The 22482-nt window shown below is 42.3% G+C and carries 25 protein-coding genes; 22 read left to right on the top strand and 3 right to left on the bottom strand.

Going from position 1 to position 22482, the window contains the following annotated elements:
* Window positions 1-10 precede the first annotated feature (10 nt).
* Window positions 11-1828, top strand: a complete 1818-nt coding sequence (locus tag VSQ32_10275; protein ID MEH2943234.1) for a lysozyme family protein — start codon at window positions 11-13, stop codon at window positions 1826-1828.
* A gap of 27 nt (window positions 1829-1855) precedes the next feature.
* Here the strand turns inward: VSQ32_10275 and VSQ32_10270 are convergent, their stop codons facing one another.
* Entirely contained in the window at window positions 1856-2212 is a 357-nt protein-coding gene (locus VSQ32_10270; GenBank protein ID MEH2943233.1) for a helix-turn-helix transcriptional regulator, read from the bottom strand.
* 244 nt (window positions 2213-2456) lie between these two features.
* Between VSQ32_10270 and VSQ32_10265 the strand changes: the two genes are divergently transcribed.
* The 11 genes from VSQ32_10265 (at window position 2457) to VSQ32_10215 (ending at window position 14149) form a co-directional block, all read left to right on the top strand.
* A complete protein-coding gene (locus tag VSQ32_10265) occupies window positions 2457-3122 on the top strand; it encodes a response regulator transcription factor (protein MEH2943232.1) in 666 nt (221 codons plus the stop codon).
* The gene (locus tag VSQ32_10260; GenBank protein MEH2943231.1) at window positions 3119-4600 is read left to right on the top strand and encodes a HAMP domain-containing sensor histidine kinase; all 1482 of its coding nucleotides are present in this window, start codon (window positions 3119-3121) and stop codon (window positions 4598-4600) included. The genes VSQ32_10265 and VSQ32_10260 overlap by 4 nt, the downstream gene beginning before the upstream one ends.
* A gap of 131 nt (window positions 4601-4731) precedes the next feature.
* Window positions 4732-5961 carry an FtsX-like permease family protein gene (locus VSQ32_10255; protein MEH2943230.1) on the top strand — a complete coding sequence of 410 codons (1230 nt, stop codon included), beginning with the start codon at window positions 4732-4734 and terminating at the stop codon, window positions 5959-5961.
* Between the two features lie 16 nt (window positions 5962-5977).
* Window positions 5978-7369 (top strand): ABC transporter permease, encoded by a 1392-nt coding sequence (locus VSQ32_10250; protein ID MEH2943229.1) that lies wholly within the window; start codon window positions 5978-5980, stop codon window positions 7367-7369.
* Window positions 7370-7381: 12 nt separating this feature from the next.
* Complete coding sequence (locus VSQ32_10245; protein MEH2943228.1) at window positions 7382-8011, top strand: ATP-binding cassette domain-containing protein; 630 nt, start codon at window positions 7382-7384, stop codon at window positions 8009-8011.
* Window positions 8012-8546: 535 nt separating this feature from the next.
* Window positions 8547-10082, top strand: a complete 1536-nt coding sequence (locus tag VSQ32_10240) for an ABC-F family ATP-binding cassette domain-containing protein (GenBank protein ID MEH2943227.1) — start codon at window positions 8547-8549, stop codon at window positions 10080-10082.
* 429 nt (window positions 10083-10511) lie between these two features.
* A complete protein-coding gene (locus VSQ32_10235; protein ID MEH2943226.1) occupies window positions 10512-10988 on the top strand; it encodes a sigma-70 family RNA polymerase sigma factor in 477 nt (158 codons plus the stop codon).
* Between the two features lie 587 nt (window positions 10989-11575).
* The gene (locus VSQ32_10230; GenBank protein MEH2943225.1) at window positions 11576-11932 is read left to right on the top strand and encodes a type II toxin-antitoxin system PemK/MazF family toxin; all 357 of its coding nucleotides are present in this window, start codon (window positions 11576-11578) and stop codon (window positions 11930-11932) included.
* A 19-nt stretch (window positions 11933-11951) separates the two neighbouring features.
* On the top strand, window positions 11952-12125 hold the full coding sequence (locus tag VSQ32_10225; protein MEH2943224.1) for a hypothetical protein: 174 nt from the start codon (window positions 11952-11954) through the stop codon (window positions 12123-12125).
* 61 nt (window positions 12126-12186) lie between these two features.
* Window positions 12187-13863: a recombinase family protein gene (locus VSQ32_10220; GenBank protein ID MEH2943223.1), complete on the top strand. Its 1677-nt coding sequence runs from the start codon at window positions 12187-12189 to the stop codon at window positions 13861-13863.
* Window positions 13829-14149 (top strand): hypothetical protein, encoded by a 321-nt coding sequence (locus VSQ32_10215; protein MEH2943222.1) that lies wholly within the window; start codon window positions 13829-13831, stop codon window positions 14147-14149. Before VSQ32_10220 ends, VSQ32_10215 begins: the two co-directional genes overlap by 35 nt.
* Before the next feature lie 152 nt (window positions 14150-14301).
* On the opposite strand, the gene VSQ32_10210 is transcribed toward VSQ32_10215, so the two are convergent.
* Entirely contained in the window at window positions 14302-14400 is a 99-nt protein-coding gene (locus tag VSQ32_10210; protein MEH2943221.1) for a putative holin-like toxin, read from the bottom strand.
* 142 nt (window positions 14401-14542) lie between these two features.
* Complete coding sequence (locus VSQ32_10205) at window positions 14543-15766, bottom strand: transposase (protein ID MEH2943220.1); 1224 nt, start codon at window positions 15764-15766, stop codon at window positions 14543-14545.
* Window positions 15767-16037: 271 nt separating this feature from the next.
* On the opposite strand from VSQ32_10205, the gene VSQ32_10200 reads away from it, so the two are divergent.
* The 10 genes from VSQ32_10200 to VSQ32_10155 all read left to right on the top strand — a co-directional run bounded on the left by VSQ32_10200 (window position 16038) and on the right by VSQ32_10155 (window position 22390).
* The gene (locus VSQ32_10200) at window positions 16038-16367 is read left to right on the top strand and encodes a DUF6664 family protein (protein MEH2943219.1); all 330 of its coding nucleotides are present in this window, start codon (window positions 16038-16040) and stop codon (window positions 16365-16367) included.
* 250 nt (window positions 16368-16617) lie between these two features.
* Window positions 16618-17112 carry a DUF4365 domain-containing protein gene (locus VSQ32_10195; GenBank protein ID MEH2943218.1) on the top strand — a complete coding sequence of 165 codons (495 nt, stop codon included), beginning with the start codon at window positions 16618-16620 and terminating at the stop codon, window positions 17110-17112.
* A gap of 69 nt (window positions 17113-17181) precedes the next feature.
* On the top strand, window positions 17182-17691 hold the full coding sequence (locus tag VSQ32_10190; GenBank protein MEH2943217.1) for a helix-turn-helix domain-containing protein: 510 nt from the start codon (window positions 17182-17184) through the stop codon (window positions 17689-17691).
* Window positions 17661-18329, top strand: coding sequence for an IS630 family transposase (locus VSQ32_10185; protein ID MEH2943216.1), 669 nt, complete (start codon window positions 17661-17663; stop codon window positions 18327-18329). The genes VSQ32_10190 and VSQ32_10185 overlap by 31 nt, the downstream gene beginning before the upstream one ends.
* A 113-nt stretch (window positions 18330-18442) precedes the next feature.
* The gene (locus VSQ32_10180; GenBank protein MEH2943215.1) at window positions 18443-18733 is read left to right on the top strand and encodes a hypothetical protein; all 291 of its coding nucleotides are present in this window, start codon (window positions 18443-18445) and stop codon (window positions 18731-18733) included.
* A 190-nt stretch (window positions 18734-18923) separates the two neighbouring features.
* On the top strand, window positions 18924-19298 hold the full coding sequence (locus VSQ32_10175) for a TnpV protein (GenBank protein MEH2943214.1): 375 nt from the start codon (window positions 18924-18926) through the stop codon (window positions 19296-19298).
* A 182-nt stretch (window positions 19299-19480) separates the two neighbouring features.
* Complete coding sequence (locus VSQ32_10170; protein ID MEH2943213.1) at window positions 19481-20146, top strand: TetR/AcrR family transcriptional regulator; 666 nt, start codon at window positions 19481-19483, stop codon at window positions 20144-20146.
* An 86-nt stretch (window positions 20147-20232) separates the two neighbouring features.
* Window positions 20233-21486, top strand: a complete 1254-nt coding sequence (locus VSQ32_10165) for an MFS transporter (protein MEH2943212.1) — start codon at window positions 20233-20235, stop codon at window positions 21484-21486.
* Complete coding sequence (locus VSQ32_10160; GenBank protein MEH2943211.1) at window positions 21483-21671, top strand: cysteine-rich KTR domain-containing protein; 189 nt, start codon at window positions 21483-21485, stop codon at window positions 21669-21671. Before VSQ32_10165 ends, VSQ32_10160 begins: the two co-directional genes overlap by 4 nt.
* A gap of 236 nt (window positions 21672-21907) precedes the next feature.
* Window positions 21908-22390, top strand: a complete 483-nt coding sequence (locus tag VSQ32_10155) for a helix-turn-helix domain-containing protein (GenBank protein ID MEH2943210.1) — start codon at window positions 21908-21910, stop codon at window positions 22388-22390.
* Window positions 22391-22482: the final 92 nt, after the last annotated feature.

Raw genomic sequence — 22482 nt, 5'->3', positions numbered from 1 at the left:
GTCGGATTTTATGGCTGATATAAAGACCAGAGATGCGGTCAAAGGAACGATTAAGACTTTAGACAAAGCCGCCATAGCAGGCAGGCGCATGAAATCCGCTTACGCAAAGACAAAGGACAAGGCGGAGCAGGGATATTATGCGGAGGAAAATTCCCCCACGGAATATGCCGCCGACAAGGTTTCCCATGCTTCGGGACGTATTAAGGACGAGGGCATCCACCAGTTTAATAAGCAGGGGCAGAAAAACGCCCAGATTACAAGGGAGAATATCGGTAAGGCAAAGGATAAAATCGCCGATTTTAAGGCAAAGCGGGCGAAGAAAGCCGCAGAGCAGAAAACAATGCGGAATAAGGCAGAACAAAACGCCATGCGTACAATGGGACAGGACGGCTTGCAGGAAATACAAGGGACTGCAAGCCGTCCCGCTGTTTCCGCTGCTCCTGTCAAGACCGAAACGCCCCAGACGGCGGCAAACTCGCTGATAAAGACCAGACAGCAGGGAAAGCGGACGATAAAGACAACCGCCAGAAATGCGGAAAAAACCGTCAAGACCACAGCAAAAGGCACAGTCAAGGCGACGGAAAAAGGCGTGAAAACCGCAAAGGCGACATCCAAGACAGCGATTAAGACCACCGAGCAGACCGCAAAGGCGGCACAGAAAACGGCGAAAGCATCTGCCAAAGCCGCCCAGAAAGCGGCGCAGACGGCAAAAGTCACCGCAAAAGCGACAGCCGAAGCGACGAAAGCCACGGTCAAGGCGACCATTGCGGCGGTCAGGGCGATTATCGCAGGGACTAAGGCGTTAATTTCTGCCCTTATCGCAGGCGGCTGGATTGCCATTGTGATAATTCTTATCGTCGTCCTGCTTGGGTGTGCCGTGTCCCTGTTCGGGGGCGGCAGCGACAGCACATCCTATACCCCTGTCAGTGCGGAGGTCGAAGCCTACACGCCGCTGATACAGAAGTATGCAAAGCAGTACGGCATCCCCGAATATGTGGAGCTTATCAAGGCGGTAATGATGCAGGAAAGCGATGGACGTGGACTTGACCCGATGCAGGCGGCGGAGGGGAGCTTCAACAAGAAATACCCCCATGAGCCGAACGGCATCAAAGACCCCGAATATTCCATCGAGTGCGGCGTGCAGGGATTAAAGGCGGCTCTCATTTCAGCCGAGGTGGAGAACCCGATTGACATGGAGCGCATCAAGCTCGCCTTGCAGGGCTACAACTTCGGCAACGGGTATATCTCATGGGCAAAGACCAACTACGGCGGCTATTCCTATGCAAATGCGGTGGAGTTTTCCGCTATGCAGGCACAGCGGCTCGGTTGGGAGAAATACGGCGACACGCAGTACCCCGCCCATGTGCTGCGCTACTACCCATACGGGCGGGCGTTTACAAGCGGAGGAAACCAAGCCATTGTGGAGGTTGCTTTGACACAGCTCGGCAACGAGGGCGGGCAGCCCTATTGGAGCTGGTACGGCTTTGGCGGGCGTGTGGAATGGTGCGCCTGCTTCGCATCGTGGTGTGCCGACCAGTGCGGCTATCTGGAAAGCGGCATTATCCCGAAATTCTCCCTCTGCTCGGACGGCGTGAACTGGTTCAAGGGCAAAGGGCAATGGCAGGATAAGAACTATGAGCCGCAGGCAGGCGACCTCATTTTCTTTGATTGGGGGAGCAACGGCTCAATCGACCATGTGGGAATCGTGGAAAAATGCGAGAATGGGACGGTCTACACCGTGGAGGGCAACTCTGGGGACGCCTGCAAACAGCGGAGCTATCCAGTCGGGAGCGGTTCAATATACGGCTACGGATGTCCAAACTATTAGTTGAACAAGGTAAAAGGAAACCAGAGGTCAATCCTCTGGCTGCTCTTTTGCCTTACATATCCCCTGCGCCGTCCCTGCTATAATAGTCAATTCCGCATCATCAAAAGTATCAAGAAGCACATCTAAACGCCGACGTAAAGTTGTTTTCTTTATCGGACTGTCTGGGTGTATGTACTGGTCTACGGATATGTGGAACATTGTCACAAGCTGAATAAACAGCCGAAAACTCGGATACTGCCCCTCTTTTTCAATAGACTGCAAATGCCTTGCCGAAATTCCAAGCTCCTCGGCTAATTCCTCTCTTGTAATCCGCTGTTTTTCACGTGCATCTTGGATTGCCTGCCCTAATTCCAGAAAATCAAAATTTTCCAAATCATTACCCATTTTTTCACCGCCCATACTAAAAAATTTTATAATATCTATTTTACAGAGATGGAAGTTCTTATAAAACGATGTGAAATCTCTGCTAATAAGAGGTTCTATCTCTTGTCTTGAGAGATAAAAGTGGGTATTCGCACAGTTGAATCACAAAAAACAGATAATTATAATGGGAGTATTAAGTGGTTCAGTATAAAAATTCATACGCCATTCACACAGAAATGCTAAAATAAACTTGGAGGTGGTCTTTATGGCAAAAATATTGATTGTAGAGGATAACATAGATACAAACGAAGCCCTTTCTGAATACTTGCAGGAAGCAGGTCACGAAATCATATCCGCATATGACGGAACAGATGCTTTAGAGCTTTTTTCGCAGAATACAGTGGACTTAATTGTTCTTGATATTATGCTCCCTACCATGTCGGGGCTTGCAGTATTAAACGCTGTACGAAAGACAAGCCAGATACCAGTTATCATGCTTACGGCTTTGGAAGATGAGTACACACAGGTATCAAGTTTTGACTGTCTGGCAGATGATTATATGACAAAGCCGTTTTCTATGGTAGTGCTTGGGAAACGCATCATGGCATTACTCCGTCGGGCAGGTGGGAAAGAAGAAACAAAAATTTGGAAATACGGTGATTTGACAGTCGATTTTTCTGGGTACTCTGCCTGCAACTCAAAGGGGAAAATAGATGTAACGCCAAAAGAAATTGACTTGCTAAAGCTCCTGCTTGACCATAAAGGTCTGGTGCTGTCACGGTCGCAGATATTAAATGCAGTGTGGGGAGATGACTCTTATGTGATAGACCGTATTGTTGACAGTTATATTAGAAACCTGCGTAAAAAACTGGAACTTGACTGTATTGTTACTGTAAAGGGGATTGGCTATAAGATAGAGGTGGGTATATGAAGAAACTGAAATTATTTCCAAAGACTTTTTTATACACATTTAGCCTAATGATAATTATTGTGGCGGTTTCCCATTTGCTAATCTATATCCTGCTTCCTACTGTTTACAATTACCGACAGCGTAATGCGTTAGAAGCCGATATTAAGAAATTATGCGAGGAAATTGCAGATACAGAAGATGCGGGCAGGCTCGCTTTCGTGACAGATTTTGCGGGGAAATGGTATGCGGATATTCTGGTAAAATACGATGGATACACATATGAAATGAAACTGTTGAACGTGGGGGATAACGGATATTTGAAGCGTTCAGAGGACGCCGAAAATCCAAGTGGCAATAAGGAAGATGTGAATATCATTGCAGAAAAATCGGATGACAAGATAAAAATATCATTATCCCAAAGTCCCAAAGGAGATAAAAATTATTTATATGCAGAACAGATATTTCCGAACCAGAAAGGGTATGTGAGGGCGGTCATATCAAGGCAGCAGATTGAGGATGCAGTCAGCGCCATCATAGTTATCCTGCCTGTTACAGCATTTGCCTGTACGCTTATCTCACTATTGTCTGCATTGCTGTATTCCCATATGCTCACGAAGCCTATCAAGCAGATTACTAATGTAACAAAACAAATGCAGGGATTAACGCACGGGATTTCCTGCGAAGTCCATACACACGATGAAATTGAAACTTTAGCGGACAATGTAAACGCACTTTATGATAATCTGCTAAAAACAATCCATAACTTAGAGCAGGAAATTTATAAGGTAGAAGAAATGGAAGTGCAGAAAACAAATTTATTGCGCTCTGCATCCCATGAGTTAAAAACGCCTGTTACGGCTATCAATGCCATGTTGGAAAATATGATTTTAAACGTAGGGAAATACAAAGACCATACGATTTATCTGCCAAAATGCAAAATGCTCACAGAACAACTTGCAGTGATGATTAAAGAAATTTTAGACGCTTCAAAATCTGCAACGAATGATAAGGAAAAAGATACTGAAATTGATATATCAGAACTAATAGAGCAGATGTCGGAGCCGTATCAGATGATTGCAAAATCAAAGGGTATTCGCATAGAAATGGATGTTTCAGAAAAGTTCTCTGTCCAATACCCTATATCAATGATAAGGAAAGTAATTTCCAATTTACTGTCAAATGCAGTTTCTTATACGCCCAAAGGAGGTACTATAAAAATTTATATAGAAGAACAGAAATTGGTTCTGGAAAATGAATGTGTCCCAATCCCGCAGGAATACCAAAAACATATATTTGAACCATTTTACCGATTTGAATATGGAGTTAAGGAAGCCCCCTGCGGGGATACCATGATGCCATTCGGCGGAAACAGGGAAACAAGGGGGAATGGTTTAGGGTTATACATTGTAGACACGGTATTGAAAACGCTGCAAATCCCCTATATGTTTACCGCCTTAGAGGATAATAGTGGGATGCGTTTCACGATTGAATTTGAATAGGATAAAAAAGCTGTCTGTATCGAAAACAGGCAGTTTTTTTGTGATTTCACATGCCATTCACATTAGACTGATACCCCACTCACACCAGAGGTATAAAATTTAAGCGAAACAAACGAAAGGAGGAAAATTTTTTGAGCAGCTTGAAACGGGCATTTCTTTATGATGTACGGAAGAAAGGAAAAAGTCTGACGCTTTTTTTGCTATTGCTTTTGCTGACCGTTTCCGTTATGGTCGGCATTTCCATCCGAAGCGGAACAGAAAAAGCAGCCAGAGCTTTACGGGAAACGATAGGGGCGTCCTTTACGATGAGTGGCAGTATCAATCATCTGGAATTTGACGGGAGCGAAACGGGATATACCGCTGAAAAAATTCCTATCCCGTATGAAACAGTGAAACAGATTTTAGGCGTTGGCGGGATAAAGGCGTACAATGCCGAACAAAATCTTTCCATTTTTGTGGAGGGAATGGAGTTTCTCTCTGGAATGGAAAGCGGTAATCTTTCTGCTAATACGGAAACCGCTTATCAGGCAGATTTTGTAAGCGGAATACTGGAACTTACGGAGGGAAGGCATATTACGGCAGAGGATACGGATGCGGCTGTTATCAGTGCTAAACTGGCAGAAGAAAATAATTTAGGGATTGGCAGTGAGTTGATATTGAAATCTGCTTCTGATGGCAGCGGGGAACAGGCGAAAGTTTTCGTCGCAGGAATCTATATCAGTGACAGCAAAATGGAATATGACAATGACACCATTTTTACAACGCATGATATTTTCTGGAAGCTGTCTAACCAAAAAACATCTGCATATTCTGGAAACGTGGCTTTTTTTGTGACCGACCCAGAGGAATTGACGCACATTGTCAAGCAGGTAAAACAGATTGCATCTATTCCGTGGGAGGACTATTTTATCCGAATCAATGAATCGGAATACCAGTCAGTTGCATACCAAATCCAAACATTGGAGCAGCTTACGGGAATCATGCTTTTAGTGGTTATGCTTATCGGTATCATTGTAATTTTCCTTGTGATTACCATGCGGATAAGGAACAGAATACATGAAACAGGGATATTGCTTTCCATAGGCACATCTGTTTCACAGATTACAATGCAGTTCATCTATGAAATCTTAATGGTGGCTGTATTAGCGTTTCTGGTATCTTTTCCACTTGGCAGTTTTGTCACAGGGCAGGCAGAGAATGCTTTAAAAGGTATGGAAACAGTCATTCATATGCCGCTTTCTCTGCAAAACATATTGCTGCAATTTCTGATAGAAACATTCGTTATCATATTCACGGTAATTCTGGCATCCCTGCCAGTTGCCCGTATGAAGCCAAAAGATATTTTATCAAAAATGAGCTGACAGGAGGATAAAAATTATGAGTACATGGAAAAGAGCATTTTTATATACGGTTCGGAAAAAAGTAAAAACGGTTATTTTATTTTTTTTGCTGCTGGCAATGTCCACATTTACCTTAACTGGACTGTCTATCTATAAGGCAGCGGACAATTCAGCATACAGCCTGCGGCAATCCATAGGCGGGAGCATCCGCCTTGAATTAGATGAAAATAACCGTGCGAACTGGCAGTATCAGCAGGCGGCGGGAGGAACGATGGTCGCTTATACGGGAACTCCCATCACTGACAAGGATATTCAAGAGATACTGTCAGTAGATGGAATCAAGTCATACAATGGCTTGGGAGATGGCAGTGTTTTTGCAAAGGATTTTGAGTTTATATCGGGTTTCAGCTTTGGGGAGGGAAGCGATTACAGCAGGCTTCCATCCGTAACAAATTCAGAGTATTTCAACTTTTTTACCCGCAAGGCATTTCGGTTGGTGGAGGGGCGGCACATCAAAGAGGACGACGACCATGTTGTTTTAATCAGTACGGCAGTTGCAGAGAACAACAAGTTAAAGCTAGGCGATACCATTACCGTACAGTGCTGTTACGACAGTGGGGATTATCCCGATGTAACGCTGACAATCATCGGCATTTATGAGTATATGGGGGACTCTGAATCTTTTCATACGACCTCAACGGACAAGCGTAACCGTCTGGTTATCGACCATAAGGCAATGCGTGAAATTATGCAGAGAGATGAAATCCAGTATGACAATGGCGTTGATTTTTATGTAGACGACCCCAGAGAAATTGACGGCATCGCAAAACAGATACAAGCTCTTGATTTGGACTGGGACTGCTTTAAGCTCACGGTAGATAATTCTGCTTATGAAGCGGTCGCTTCGTCTTTGACAGCGATGCAGAAACTGATTATCTGGATGATTGTAGGATGCGTTTTGGTAAGCGTAGGTATTTTAACATTGATTTTGTCTATGTGGATAAAACAGCGGCGGCATGAAACGGGCATATTGCTTGCTGTCGGGATAACGAAAGGCAGGATTGTCTTTCAGTATATTATAGAAATCCTTATGATAGCAATTCTGGCATTTGGATTGTCTTATGTTGCAAGCAGTTTTGTTTCGCAGGGAATCAGCGATTTGATTTTCCATCGGGTAGCCGAATCGCAGGAGGCACCAGAAATAGAAGTTCCAGACGATGGTTCAGAGTATCTTGACATAACAGGGCAATATATCCCCTATGATACTTCTGAACTGGAAACGGTGGAGAGTGTTCGGGTAAATGTCAGACCAAGTGATTTGCTCTACATCTACATCTTTGGGGCATTACTTATTGCTGTTTCCGTTTCAGTTGCATCTATCACGGTCATACAGATGAAACCAAGAAAGATTTTATCACAAATGGATTAGGAGGATTTTACAATGAGCGTTTTGGAAATGAACAACATCCGTTATTCCTATGACAATAAGCGGAATGTATTAAACGGTATCAATATGGCATTAGATGAGGGGAAAATGTACGCTATCCTCGGACAGTCGGGATGTGGAAAGACCACGCTTCTGTCACTGCTGGGAGGTCTGGACAGCCCCGTAGACGGACAGATTTTATACGATGGACAGGACATTGAAAAGTTAGGGCTTGCCAATCACAGAAAAAATAATGTGGCATTTATCTTCCAGAGCTACAATCTGATTGATTATCTAACACCAAAAGAAAATGTCGCTTTGACAGCAAAGCTTTCACCGCAGCCAATTTTAGAGCGTGTCGGGCTGACCGAGGAAGAATGTAAACGAAATGTCTTAAAACTCTCAGGCGGTCAGCAGCAGCGTGTGGCGATTGCCCGTGCATTGGCTTCCGATACGAAAGTGATACTTGCGGACGAGCCAACTGGAAATTTAGACGAAGATACAGCGGCAGAGATTATCTCCATCTTGAAAGGATGCGCCCATGAAATGAATAAATGCGTGATTATTGTTACCCACTCGAACGACCTTGCAAAACAGGCGGACACCATTTTTCGGGTAAAGAAAGGGAAGTTGATTCAAGCATGATAGTGAGTGGTAATTGAAACATAAAAAATTGTAATTTCTAAAATCAAATTGTTGTAATCTCAAGTTATGTGAGATGAAAAGTCTGAAAATTTCATAAAAATAGGATTTGACAAACTGCTGGTTTTCATGCTAAAATAATTTGCACTAATTTTAAAGGAGAACAGTTTCATGAGCTTTTACATCACAAACGAACTTCCGCCTAAAAAGAAAATCAGCTCTGTACAATCAAATCCGATGAAACATTGTACAGAGTATAGCGTAATATAACACGTTAGGATTTCATCGGGAAATGCAGCAGTACATGAGAGGGATTTTATGTCTTTTTCATATATTGTTTCTTTTTCCGTACAAATTTGTGTGCAGCAGGCTATGGACAGTGTTTTGTCCGTAGCCTTTTGTTGTATATGGGCTGTTTCCTGCAAGCGGTTTGCGATGGAACGGATATAGCAGAAGGCATGATACCAAGAGTATCTGACTTCTGCTATTTTTTTGCCCATTTTGAAAAATCAGACAGTAAAAAGAGAGGATAATGATTATGAGTTTATTAGAAGTTACGGGATTAACGCATTCTTTTGGAGAAAATTATCTGTTTAAAAACGCAGATTTTACATTGAACAAAGGGGAGCATATCGGGATTGTCGGTCAGAACGGGGCGGGAAAAAGCACGTTCATAAAAATTTGCACGGAGCAGCTTATCCCCGACTCTGGCAGGATAGTATGGCAGCCGAACACAAAAATAGGGTATCTCGACCAGTACGCCCAAATTGAAAAAAGCGTGGCGATGAGGGAGTTCCTGCAATCCGCATTTTCTGGGCTGTATGAGATAGAAAACAGGATGAATGAACTGTACTGCCAGTCTGCGAATGGGGATATGGCAAAGCTAGGCATGGCGGCAAGGTATCAGGAAGAATTAGAGCGCAAGGAGTTTTATTTGATTGATACAAAGATAGAACAGGTGGCAACAGGTCTGGGCTTAACGGCAATCGGGTTAGACAGACCGATTGAGCAGATGAGCGGCGGACAGAGGGCAAAGGTCATACTGGCGAAACTACTGCTTGAAAAGCCAGATATTTTGCTTTTAGACGAGCCGACAAACTTCTTGGACAAGGAACACGTTACATGGCTTGCCGAGTATCTTTCCAGTCTGCCAAACGCTTTTCTGGTAGTATCGCATGACTATGACTTTTTAGAGAAAATATCCACAAGGATATGCGACATTGATAACGAGAAGATTACAAAATATTTTGGCACTTATTCAGAGTTCACGAGAAAAAAGGCACTGCTCCGTGAGGATTATATCAGACAGTATGCCGCACAGCAGAAAACAATCAAAAAGACGGAAGAATTTATCCGCAGGAATATTGCAGGGAGAAAGTCAAAAATGGCTCGTGGCAGGCAGAAACAGCTCGACCGAATGGATAAGATGGAAGCTCTGGAGCAGAAAGAAATCAAGCCGCATTTTCGGTTTACGGCTCTCCCGCTGACTACGACAGAGCATCTAAAAGTAAAACATCTGGATGTTGGCTACCACTATCCTGTTTTGTCGGACATCAGCTTTTCCATAAAAGGGGGAGAGAAAATTGTTATGACGGGATTTAACGGCATCGGCAAATCCACCCTGCTAAAAACGCTTATCAGCCAAATACCCTCATTAAGCGGGAGTTTCCGTTTTTCGGAGCAGGTAAAGATTGGGTATTTTGAGCAGGAGCTGGCATGGGCGGATATAGAAAAAACGCCCATTCAGATTGTTTCCGATGCTTACCCACCGCTTGCGATAAAAGACGTGAGAAAGCGTCTTGCGGGCTGCGGCATCTCAAGCAAACACGCCATGCAGGAAATAGGTACTTTGAGCGGAGGGGAACAGGCAAAGGTCAAAATGTGCCTGCTTATGATGAAGCCGTGCAATTTCCTTATCATGGACGAGCCGACAAACCACCTTGATGCACTGGCAAAAGAATCATTGAAAAACGCACTGGAAGAATTTGAGGGGACAGTGCTGTTAGTGTCGCATGAGGAAGCGTTTTATCGAGAATGGACGCAGAAAGTGATAGACATAGAAAAGAAAATATAGGTGAAAGGCACATCTTTAAATAGTGCCAGAGGTAAGGGGAAGCCCACCAAATAAAAAAACAGTGTTTGGTGGGCTGCTTTGCCATGCCAAAAATAAAAGTCCTTCCAAATCTGTTTTCAGTTTGGAGGGATTTTTTTTGCATACGGGAAGTGCTTTTTATTTACATATATCGTGTCGGGGATGGGTTGGTAACCTGTTAAAAAAATCCCCGTCAGCGTATGGGGGCTTTGCACCCTGCAAGTAGAAGTCATATTTCTACATATTAGAACTAAAATCTCCCTAAACCGTGAAGGTCACAGAACCTTTGCGGTTTTTCTTTTGTCGTTTTTTGTTAGAACACGTCGTAAGGCGGTTTCTGGGATTGGATGCCGTTCTCCGCCCGTCAATCTGGATTTTCAAAAAAATTCAGATTGATTGGAGGAAATTACAATGCTTGAAAAGCATCCAAACCGAAAAAAGGACAAGTATAACCCGTACACTTTGACGATAACTGAGGGGCATTATTACCTCTCTTTTAAGGACGGGCGTGGAAAGCAGCAGAATATTGAGATTGACGAAATGCTGTATCAGACGTTTGACAGATTTGAGCTTGAGGACATATCCCATCTGAACAGGGTGAGCAGGCACATTGAACACTCCGAGCTGACCGATGAAACGCTGAATGACAGAGCTTTTTATAAGGCAGAACGGGTTGAGGATATTGTTTCGGAGAGTATCGAATATGAGCAGCTACATAGGGCGGTTTCCGAACTTCCCGAAGTACAGCGACGCAGGCTGAAGCTGTACTTTTTCGGGGAGCTGACCTATGAGCAGATTGCGAAGTTGGAGGGCTGCACGAAAAGGGCGGTAAAATTCAGCGTGGATATTGCGGTTGAAAAGCTGAAAAAGAATTTTAAGATTTTTTAAAATTTGCACTACACGTAGCCTTTGGTGAGTGAGCAAACAGGTGAAGGGGCTTAAGCCCTTTCACCTGTTTCGCTTTATGGCAGGAACGGGACGGCTCTTTGACAACCGAATATCCATTCACCAAATACATTCTCTTTGTGGCTGTAATAAGTGTAAGCGTGTGCAGCGGTACGCCATGACCCGCCGAAAGGCGGCAAGCGGAAAACACCGACTGAAAATATCGGGCAGCTCCCGATTTCGCCAAGACCCACAAAGAGGACAATGATACTCCCGTCCAGCCACAGTCCGAGCGGTAACCACTCCGCCGCAGGCAATGGGGGCGGCTCTGTCAGACCGACAGTTGGGGTGCAACTCCCGTGGCGTCAGTTCGCTGCTGACCGTTTGGTGACTTCCCTTGCGTTGTAACGCATCAGCATTTTCGGGGTGTCGGGGACAAATAGAAAATGCTTTTTATCATAAAGCCAGATGCAGGGCGGTCAATGGAACAGAGTTTGTTTTATATTCTCCCGACCTTAAATGCTTCCTTGCGTCTGGCTGTTACATAGGCAGGGTATTCCTGCCTAAATCAAAATAGGAGGTCAGACACTATGGATAGGACTATTAAGCGTGGCGATATTTTCTACGCAGAGCTTAATCCCGTTGTTGGTTCAGAACAGGGCGGAACAAGACCCGTACTTATCATTTCCAATGATATAGGCAACAGCCACAGCCCGACAGTCATTATTGCGGCAATCACAGGCAAGACGCAGACAAAGGCAAAACTGCCGACACATACCGAGGTAAAAGATGTTGAGGGGCTTGACAGGGATTCTATTATCCTGCTTGAACAGATACGGACGATTGATAAGCAAAGGCTTAAAAACCATATGGGTACAATGCCCAATAATATAATGGCAAGGGTTGACAAGGCTCTTGCCATTAGCCTTGCCATGACAAAGAAATAAAGGGGGGGTGTATCGGAATATGCTCATTGATGATGAGTGGAACGGATTAGCTGACCTGTTGGCAAATCTGATAGCAAAATACGCTTCCGAACTGGGTATAGACGGTATGCCCGATGCCAGTCATAACAAAGAATATAACAGCGACTCTAATATTCACCAAAATCGCACATTTGTTGTTTCAGAGAATCGCTGATACAATTTTAAGTGCAGAAAATAAATATCACGGTTTTGGTAAAAAAGGAGTTGCTGATACTATGAACAAAGAAAGAATAAAGGTTTACACTTATAAGAGGGTTTCCACCGCCATGCAGATTGACGGTTATTCACTGGACGCACAGAGGTCAAGGATGAAAGCGTATGCAGATTTCAATGACTATGAAATTGTAGGCGAGTATGAGGATGCGGGGAAATCGGGCAAATCCATTGAAGGGCGGATGCAATTCAGACAGATGATGGAGGATGTAAAGTCAGGAAAAGATAACATTTCTTATGTCTTGGTATTCAAGTTATCCCGTTTTGGGAGAAATGCGGCAGACGTCCTTTCCACTTTGCAGGTCATGCAGGACTTCGGAGTGAACCTAATCTGCGTGGAGGATGGGATTGATTCATCCAAAGATGCGGGCAAGCTGATGATTTCCGTTTTGTCGGCGGTAGCCGAAATTGAGCGTGAGAATATCCGTGTCCAGACAATGGAGGGTAGAATCCAGAAAGCCAGAGAGGGGAAATGGAACGGCGGATTTGCGCCATATGGATACCAGCTCGTAAATGGCAAGTTGGAAATTAACGAAGAAGAAGCGGTTGCAATCCGAACCATCTATGAACAGTATGTGAATACGGATATTGGCTCAAATGGGATTTCAAAATATCTGGAAAACCACGGCATCCGTAAGATACAGCGTCAGAATGGGAAGAACCCTCTTTTTGATGCCCACTTAGTCCGACTGATATTGAAAAATCCAGTCTATTGCGGTAAAATTGCTTATGGACGCAGGAAAACAGAAAAAGTCCACGGGACACGGAATGAATACCATCTCGTGGAGCAGGAAAATTTTCTTTTGGTAGACGGACTGCATGAAGCGATTATCCCAGAAGATGTCTGGAATGCGGCGCAGGCAAAACTGATTGCACAGGCGAAGAAGTATGAACACGTCAATAAGGGAAAGAACGAGCGGACGCATCTGCTTTCTGGGATTGTGAAGTGTCCCATATGCGGAGCGGGGATGTATGGGAACAAGAGCATCAAATACAAAAAGGACGGAACGAAATACAAGGATTTCTTCTATTATGGGTGTAAACACCGTGGTATGCAGCGGGGGCATAAATGCGATTACAGAAAGCAGATAAGGGAAGAACTTCTGGACGATGCCGTAGCCGAAGTGATAGTAAAGCTAGTCAGTAATCCCCATTTTGCGGCAATGATGCAGGAAAAAATCAACATGAAAGTTGATACGACCGCCATAGACCAAGAGATAACCAATTATGAAAAACAGCTCCGTCAAGATTATGCCATCAAATCGAAGCTGATTGAGGAAATTGATAACCTCAATCCCGATGACAGACATTATATCAGAAGAAAGGCAGACCTTGATGACAGGCTTTATCGGATGTATGATAAGATAGAAGAACTGGAATCGCAGTTGATGGACGCCAGAGCCAAAAAGACATCCATCGAAGCCGAGAAAATCACAGGGGATAATATTTACAAGGTATTGATTTATTTTGACAAATTGTATTTCGCTATGAACGATGTGGAACGGCGACAGCTTATCGAAGCGTTGATTGCAGAAATACAGATTTATGAGGAACGCAAACCCAATGGTCAGTGGCTTAAATCAATTCGGTTTAAGCTGCCGATTATTGAAAATGATTTAAGTATAGGTTTGGACAACGGTGAACATGTTGAGACGTGCGTCCTTTTGGGTAGGAAATAGTAACACTGCTGAAACAGTCTATGCTTATGTTGATTATGAGCCGAAAGATAATGAATATCTGAAGGATGTCAAAGGCTGTGCAACCTATACAGAAATCAAAGAATGGATAAAATCAGAGTATGGTTTAAAGGTATCGTCACTGTATGTAGCACAGATAAAAGATAAATGCGGTATTGAGAAACGTCTGAATTACAATGTAGGCGAAAATAAAAGCCGTGTACCGCAATGCCCGCCGGAGAAAGAAAAAGCGATTATGGCGGCGTTTAGGCATTTTAATATGATATGAGATAATCTGCCGAGATTCAAAAAAAGAATGTTGAATTTCAGATATAGAAATGTTATATTATAGGAAAGGAGCAGCCGCCCACAAAGTGGTTAGCCTCCGCAAATAGCTATATAAGCCTACCTGCATCCGGCAAGATTACAAGGTAGGCTTATTTATTTTCGCTTGTTGTTCCTATTGTCTAAATAGGCAAGCAATGCAACGAGAAACGAACCACCAAAAAATAACAGGCTTAAAACTTCGTATGTACTCATATGCATCGCCTCCCGTCTTCTGTGAAGTTAGGGAGGCTACCACCTTGTAACACGGCTGCTCCATTTACGAATTATAGCATATTTTAAGGTATTCGGCAATTTGTTTTCCTATCATTGAGTAATATACACCACTTTACAACTATTATAAATAGCGCTCCTTTTGCTGAACAAGGTATTTTAAGGCTCTCATAAGGGCAGATGATTTTATTATACTTTCGCTCTTTTTCACGAAAGTGGCAAAAAATACCTCCTGCCTGATCCGCTCGCTGAGCACAAACCTGAAATCCTGTGCGCTTTCCCTACGGTACTTTGAAAATGCTTCATCCTGATATGGCAGCAGTTTCATCGCACAATAAGCTATGTTGATCAGATTAACCAGCATTTCAATCCCTTTCCGGCTGCGCACCATATAGCTGCATAGTGACCAGAAGGTTTTCTGTTCGTAATAGCTGACTTCTATCTTCCATCTGAATGAGTACAGGAACAAGGGGATGTAATCCATCCATGCACTCCCCGTCTGGTTCAGGGGGGTCTTTTCCTGCCATGCACAAAAAATCTGCAGCTGTGTGGGGAAAACCGTACTGAAGAACAGGCGCCTGGAACCGCCTTCCTTCTCTGTGGCTGTCACATAGGCAAAAACTTCCCTTGTGCCGAAAATATTTGTAAGGACACGGCGCATCCCAATATAATAACCGCCTATTTTTTCATCCGAAAGTGTAAAATCTTTTTCCGCCGAAAGACGTTTCCCATGTTTTGCAGGCCTGCCCCTTTTTCCGGTCGGCTGCGGGGCAAGGTCATAAAGGACAGAGTCATACCTTGCATTTCCGATTAGGCCAAGGTTTGGGTATTCATCCACGACAGAAACCAGATCCCCTTTTGTATACCAGCTGTCGCATAGGATAATGACATTCGCCTTTTCCTGTAATTCAGGCATGGCCTGGCGTACCATGGAAGCAGCCAGCTTTAATTTTGACTCTTCTTTCTGCCACATACGGTAGGAAAGCGGAAACGCCTGGTAAACAATCTTGCCTTTATCCCACATTGGCACACAGAGCATGACACTTACAAAGCAGTGCCCATTCAGGTAGCCGCTGCCGTTGTGCGCGGAATGGTCAAAGAGTTTTGAGACATCCTCAAATTTCTTTCCATATTTGGGAACAATGGTATCATCCATGCATAAAAAAACGGGCTGCGTCTCTAAGGATTTCGGGATTAGTTTCAATGCCATAGATGCTGTTGCATTCATAAACCTGGAATAATCCACTTTGGCATAGGAGCAGGCATAGTAAAAGGCATTCAGGGATTTATCTGTTAGCTTTGACAGGAAATGTCTGTAAAGGAAACGGATGGAATCCGCTGACTCCAGTGTCAGTATGGACAGCAGGAGCAGGACCAATGTCTCGGCTGTAGGAATGGAACAAGCCTCAAAATAAATGTAAAAATAATGATAAAGTCTACCAATTATAGTTTTTTCGTTGTATAATAAGTCTGTCGTACAGGATCACTTTCTTTCGTATTTTTTTGTTTGCAAACTTATTATACATCAGAAAGTCCTGTATGACATTTTTTTTATGGAAAAGTTGTAAAGTGGTGTAATATAGTAAATGGCGATAATAAAGAGTCGGAGGTGAGGAAGAATGTCTGATGCGTTCAGATTTGAAACTTTTGTAGATGTCCATAGCAATATCTTTAATGAATACCTCGGCTCTGTCATGGCAAAGCTGTTCAGAGAAAATGAGGAATACCGTGCCATAAGAGTCGAGATTGAGAGTCTTTATGAGAAATATCCGAAAGTTTTAGGCGTGTTTGATACGGAAACATCGGCGAAACTGTCCGAGGAAGAATGTGCCGCACTTATTAAAGTGATGGAGCTTAGGAACAAACTTACGGATATGGAGATGCAGTTGGTTTACTTCCGTGGCTGTTATGACAGTGTAGGGTATCTGAAAAAGGCAGGGATTTTATAACGGACTGACCGAGGAAAGGGACGGTGTTGGCGTGGAGCTGATGCCAGCTTTTACATAGCTGAAAGGATATATTATTTTTTCTCAATGGTTGTGTTACAGTTTATGTAAGTTGATATTTTTGCATTTATAAAGTATAATGAGTGTTATAATTGAGATTTATCAAAACAATTGGTAGAAAGTAAAAAATTTTTATTCTGAAATAATTTACTATTTTCAATAAAAAGGAAGGCTGAAAATATCAGAAATTAGGTTGTCACATAGAATTTTACAACATGAGATAGATTCAGAGGCATGTAAAATAGTATCAAGTAAATTTAATCGTAATTGGGAAATACGTGACTTAACAGGACGTGATTTTGGAATTGATAAAATGGTCGAACGATTTGAAAATGAATATGTAACCAGTGAATTTCTTTTACTTCAAATAAAAGGAACAGAAAAGGAAATTGACACTAATAATCCGAGGTTTTCATTGAAAACAAAGGAATTGCAATATGCAGAAATGTTTACAACACCATTAATACTCGTTTATGTATCTATTACCAACCCTCAACAATGTTACTATGTTTGGTTACAGGAATATATCCGGGTTCGATTGCAATTTGATAATCCCACTTGGAGAAAACAAGATACAAATACTATTTATTTTCCTAAAGATAATATTTTAGACTTAGAAAAACGAATAGAACATTTAGAATATATAGCTAAATTCCCAAAATTCGAGCATAGTGTACTGACCTGTTGATATTTAATCAAATAATTCTGGTAACCACAGCTGTTTTGATATATAATAAAAGAAACGGCGGTGATTCCTATGGCAAGACCTAAAAAGTATAATATCCATCTCACAGAAGAAGAATTTAGAAAGTTGAAATCTGTTATCCGTAAGAAGGAAACTTCAAAAACTATCCGCAGCAGATGCCAGGTTATTCTTGATCTGGACGAGGCGCATGGAAAAGTTTTAACTCATGAACAAAGCGCAAAGTCCAATGGTGTCTGTATGGCAACCGTCACCAATACTGTGACGAAATACATCAATGGCGGCATTGACGCAGTTACTGAATTTAAAAGGAACATAAATTCAGATAATGCAAGGCGCAAGGTTGACGGGCGTACAGAGGCCCGGCTGATTGAACTTGCCTGCGGCCCCGTTCCAGAAGGGCACTCCCGGTGGACAATCCGTCTGCTTGAGGAAAAATCCAAAGTGGTTCTGGAAACCCCTGTGGGCAGGGAGGCAATCCGCAATGCCCTAAAAAAAACAAACTTCGACCTCACAAAAACGACTACTGGTGCATCCCGTCAAAAGAAGACCCGGAATTCATAGCCTGCATGGAGGATATCCCTGATGTTTACGAACGCCCCTATGATGAAAATCGTCCGGTTGTGTGTATGGACGAAAAACCATATCAGCTTTTGGGAGAGTCCAGGGAGCCTTTGCCAATGATTCCCGGAAGTGACCGGAAAACCGATTCGGAATATGTCCGCAATGGTACGGTCAGCATCTTTGCCTTCGTGGAACCGCTCGGAGGGATGCACCATGTGAGTGTCCGGGAACACCGTACAGCCGTCGACTGGGCAGAGGAAATCAGGTATCTGGTGGACATCATGTACCCTGATGCCGAGAAGATCGTCCTTGTGATGGATAATCTGAACACACATAAAGCAGCTTCCCTGTACAAACGGTATCCGCCTGAAGAAGCAAGACGCATCATAAAAAAATTGGAGATACATTATACGCCAAAGCATGGGAGCTGGCTGGACATTGCAGAAATAGAGCTTAATGTAATGACCAGGCAATGTCTCAGCCGCCGCATCGCTGAAACAGGACTGTTACGCAAAGAACTGTCCGCATGGGAAACGGAGCGGAATACAGTGGCGGCAAAGGTCAACTGGCAGTTCCGGACTACTGATGCCAGAATAAAGCTCAGTTCCTTATACCCTGTATTTACTGCTGCCTCTTGATGAGGTGGTAGTAATGCTAAATATCAACAGGTCAGTACAATAGTTGGGTTCAATATTATTTAGCATTAGATGATATAGATATAAATATACCAAAGGTTTTTACATATGAAGATATGGGTTTTGATGAAATATGGTATACGATTAAAGATATTGAAAAAGCCTTGAAGAAAGCGGTATCGTGTTCAGAAAATATACCAGAAAGATTTAAATCCAACCTATTTGTTGAAACCATTAAATTAATAAAGGAAATAAAAAAAACAAATGAAAAGCCACTTAAAAATGTATATATTCAAATTTTAAGAAATACAAGTATTATTAAGACATCTATGCAGTGCATAGCACTTCGATTTAATCCTGAGCATTTACGTCTGCTTTATGAAATTGAAGGGATTGCTGATTATTAATATTATAGTTTAAATAGCTGTAACTAAAAATAAATGCAATGATGGAAAAACATTAGACTAAGTAAAGAGAGGGCTTTATGTATAATAGCAAAATAAGTATGAAACCAGATAAGGACAAAACTCAAAAATTGTGTTTAAGACAGTAGACACAAATATGTGGAGTGAATATCTTATCTGGAGGAAATAGAAAATGGAAAAATCATTATTTGAACAGTTAGGCGGTACATATCACGAAGAAAATGGGTATCTTATTCCAGATTTACGATTGCCCGCCGAAGAAGAACAGCCGATAGGCGCATGGGGACAGCGGCATCTGGACTATCTGAAGCAATATTGCAAAGTTACATACACCAATCTTCTCACAAGCGGCAAACTTAACACTTATCTTGCCGACATTGACAGACAGGCGCAGGAATGCTTTGAAAGACTCATTGAGGACATGAAACAGACACAAGTCATAACGGAACAACTAAAGGCTGAAAATACCTTAGAATGGGTAGGACAGTTAGGCAACATAAGAGTTTGTGCAAGGGAGATTGTAAATAAGGAAATCATTTTTGCATAAGTGGACAAAAGCGGCAGGGAGAAATCTCTGTCGCTTTTGTAATGTCAAGAATTTTATGGATTTTGCAAATAAGTGATTTTTGTGCTATGGCAAATTATGGCTATTGCAAAAATATAAGAATAGTGCTAAAATAGTTATTGACTTCAAGTCAATAACTAAATACAAAGGAGGTGCAATCACATTTGGCTAGACCTGTAAAAAAGACACCAGAGGAATGGAGAAAAGAAATCCTAAATGCTGCCCAAAACTTATTTATTTCTAAAGGATATGAGGAAACTTCAATTTCCGATATTATGGATACGGTGGGCGGGGCAAAAGGAATGTTTTACCGTTGTTTCCAAAGCAAAGAGGAAATAATGTACGCATTAGGCAATCAAATGTTTTTTGAGGACAACCCATTTGAAACAGTCAAGGGGAGGGATGACCTGAACGGTCTGCAAAAAATCAGGTTGTTGCTTACACTGAATCAGTCGGACGCTGAACGAAACCAGATAAATATGCAGGCAGTCCCGATTTTGAAAGACCCGCACATTTTAGCGGCGGCAGTTGCAGAAAACAGGCGTGTATTAACTCCCTTGTGGCTGGAATTGCTGGAGAAGGGAAAAAAGGACGGTTCTATCAAGACGGAATACATAAAGGAGCTTTCCGAGCTTTTGCCGCTTATCAACTTCTGGCTCATGCCCTCGGTATTCCCTGCAACAGAGGAAGAACTGTATCATAAATATCATTTTGTGAAAGAAGTGTTAGCCTATATGGGACTGCCGCTTTATGATGATGATACGACAGCCTTTACAGAAAAATTTATCACTGATATTACAGAAACACCCTGCGGGCACAAGGTGAATTGACACGAAGTGTCAAGAGATGGCGGCCTGGGCCGTACTTCTATGCCAGAGAATGCAGGCAAAATCAAGGAAAAAGGAGGGAATCAGCCATGACGGAAAAATTATTTACGAAAAATTTTGCGCTCCTTATTTTGGGGCAGCTAACCTCATTATTTGGAAATTTTATATTGAAACTGGCATTGTCCATGTATGTATTGGAAGCGACTGGTTCGGCAGCCATATTTGCAGGGATATTGTCTGCTGCGACAATCCCGACCATTCTTTTGTCACCGCTTGGCGGCATCCTGGCGGACAGGGCAGACAGACGGAATATTATGGTGGCGTTAGACGCATTGACTGGCGTATCCGTTTTATGTGCGGCGCTATTCCTGTCGGAAAACAATGCCATTGCTGTAATCAGTACGTTGCTTATTATTCTTTCTATTTTGGGTGCGTTTGAAACGCCTACTGTTCAAGCGTGTATTCCTACCATGTTACAAGGGGACAATATTATGAAAGGAAATGCCGTTGTAAATCAAGTGGCGTCTTTATCCTATTTGATTGCCCCTATGTTGGGCGGCGTATTGTATGCCATGCTTGGGCTAGAACCCGTAATGTATGCAAGCGTTGTCTGTTTTTTTATTACTGCTCTGTTTGAATGTTTTATAAAATTGAGTTATCAGCGTATTCAAAGTCAAGGCGGTGTGCTTCAGATTGTTAAGCAGGATTTTTTATCAAGTATGCAGTATATTTCAAAAGAACAGACCAGCATATCAAAAATGCTGCTCTTAACGGCATTTTCAAGGTTTTTTGTGATGGGCATTACCATAGTCGGGCTTCCCTTTCTTGTGCGGACTGTCCTCGGATTGAATGCAAAATATTATGGGGCAGCGGAAAGTGCGTTGGCAGTCGCTACAATCTTAGGGAGCATTGCCGCAGGAGTTTTGGCAGAGAAATTGAAAATACATAAATTATCTGTCCTGCTTGCTTCTATGGGTATTTTCATTATCCCTGCCGGCATTGTTTTCATTTTGCCAGTGAATGCCATTATAAAGTATGGAGTTACGGTTGTATCATTTTGCGGTATGCAGGCTGTTATCAGTATATTTTCTATTTTCGCTGTTTCCCTCATACAGCAGAGGACGCCAAATCATTTAATAGGAAAAGTGATGGCTTATACATCAACGGTTACTTTGTGCGTCCAGCCCATAGGACAAATCGTGTACGGCTTTTTGTTTGACAAATTTTACAGTGCCATATATTTTGTCTTAATCCCGACTGGCATCATAGTTTGCATTGTAGGATTATCTGCAATGAACTTCTTTAAGAATATGGAAAGGGAACAGCAGGAGGTGTCAGCATGAAGCAGGAAAAGTGGCTATTGTGTCCTGTATGTGGAAACAAGACGAGATTGAAATTGCGTGAAGATACAGTACTTGAGAAATTTCCTTTATTTTGCCCAAAATGTAAGCAGGAAACTCTTATAAATGTCCGACAAATGAATATGTCTGTTATCAGAGAGCCAGACGCACAGACGCAGAGCCGATGAACTTGTGAAATAAAATCACAGTTTGTTGGCTCTGTTTTTGCTTATGCAGACAGTCAAGATTTTTCATTTTACTGCTTTATCTTACAATACATAGAAAGTCTGCGATATACCGAATACAGATAAGCCATCTGCCGAAATAAGGTAAATGACAGCAACTGCTAATTGCTTTTTGGCACTTTTCAAGCTCTTTATTTTTCTATAAGGTCATTTTATAATACAAAAAGGAGGGAATTTTTATGAATACAAATATCATTTCAAAATATTTGCAATTACTGCGAAAAAAACATAACTACACACAAGATGAATTAGCAAAAAGGTTGGATATATCCAGACAGGCTGTTTCAAAATGGGAGACGGGAACAGCTATTCCAGATTTAGAGGTTCTGTTAAAAATATCTAAGCTTTACGGAATTACTATAAATGATATTTTAGAGCCAAATATACCGACTAAAAAGATAACTGATTTTGAGCAATTATCAGAAGTTCCAGAAAACGAATTAAGAGATATACTGGAACAATATGATATGACATCACTTGTGATAGCTTCAATGGGGGCATCTCCAGAAATAAATAATTTGCTGGAAAAATTATTTCCAGATGTAGATTATAAAATGGAAAGAAACCGTATTGGCAGAGTTAGAATTGATGAAGTTGAAAGAGTACAACAGGAAATTGTCTCTGTCATAAATTTACGAGCTTTAGATAGTGAACTTTTATAAAATTATAAGTCAAGAAATGAAGTAATATGCCAAAAGGTAAATGAGCAATCTTGAAAAACAAGAAATGTAAAATAGCAGATATTAAAGAGCCA

Source organism: Lachnospiraceae bacterium JLR.KK002 (genome assembly GCA_036941025.1).
Classification (GTDB): domain Bacteria; phylum Bacillota; class Clostridia; order Lachnospirales; family Lachnospiraceae; genus Petralouisia.
Note: the sequence above shows the minus strand (reverse complement) of the source record. Positions and strands in the feature narration are given on the sequence as shown.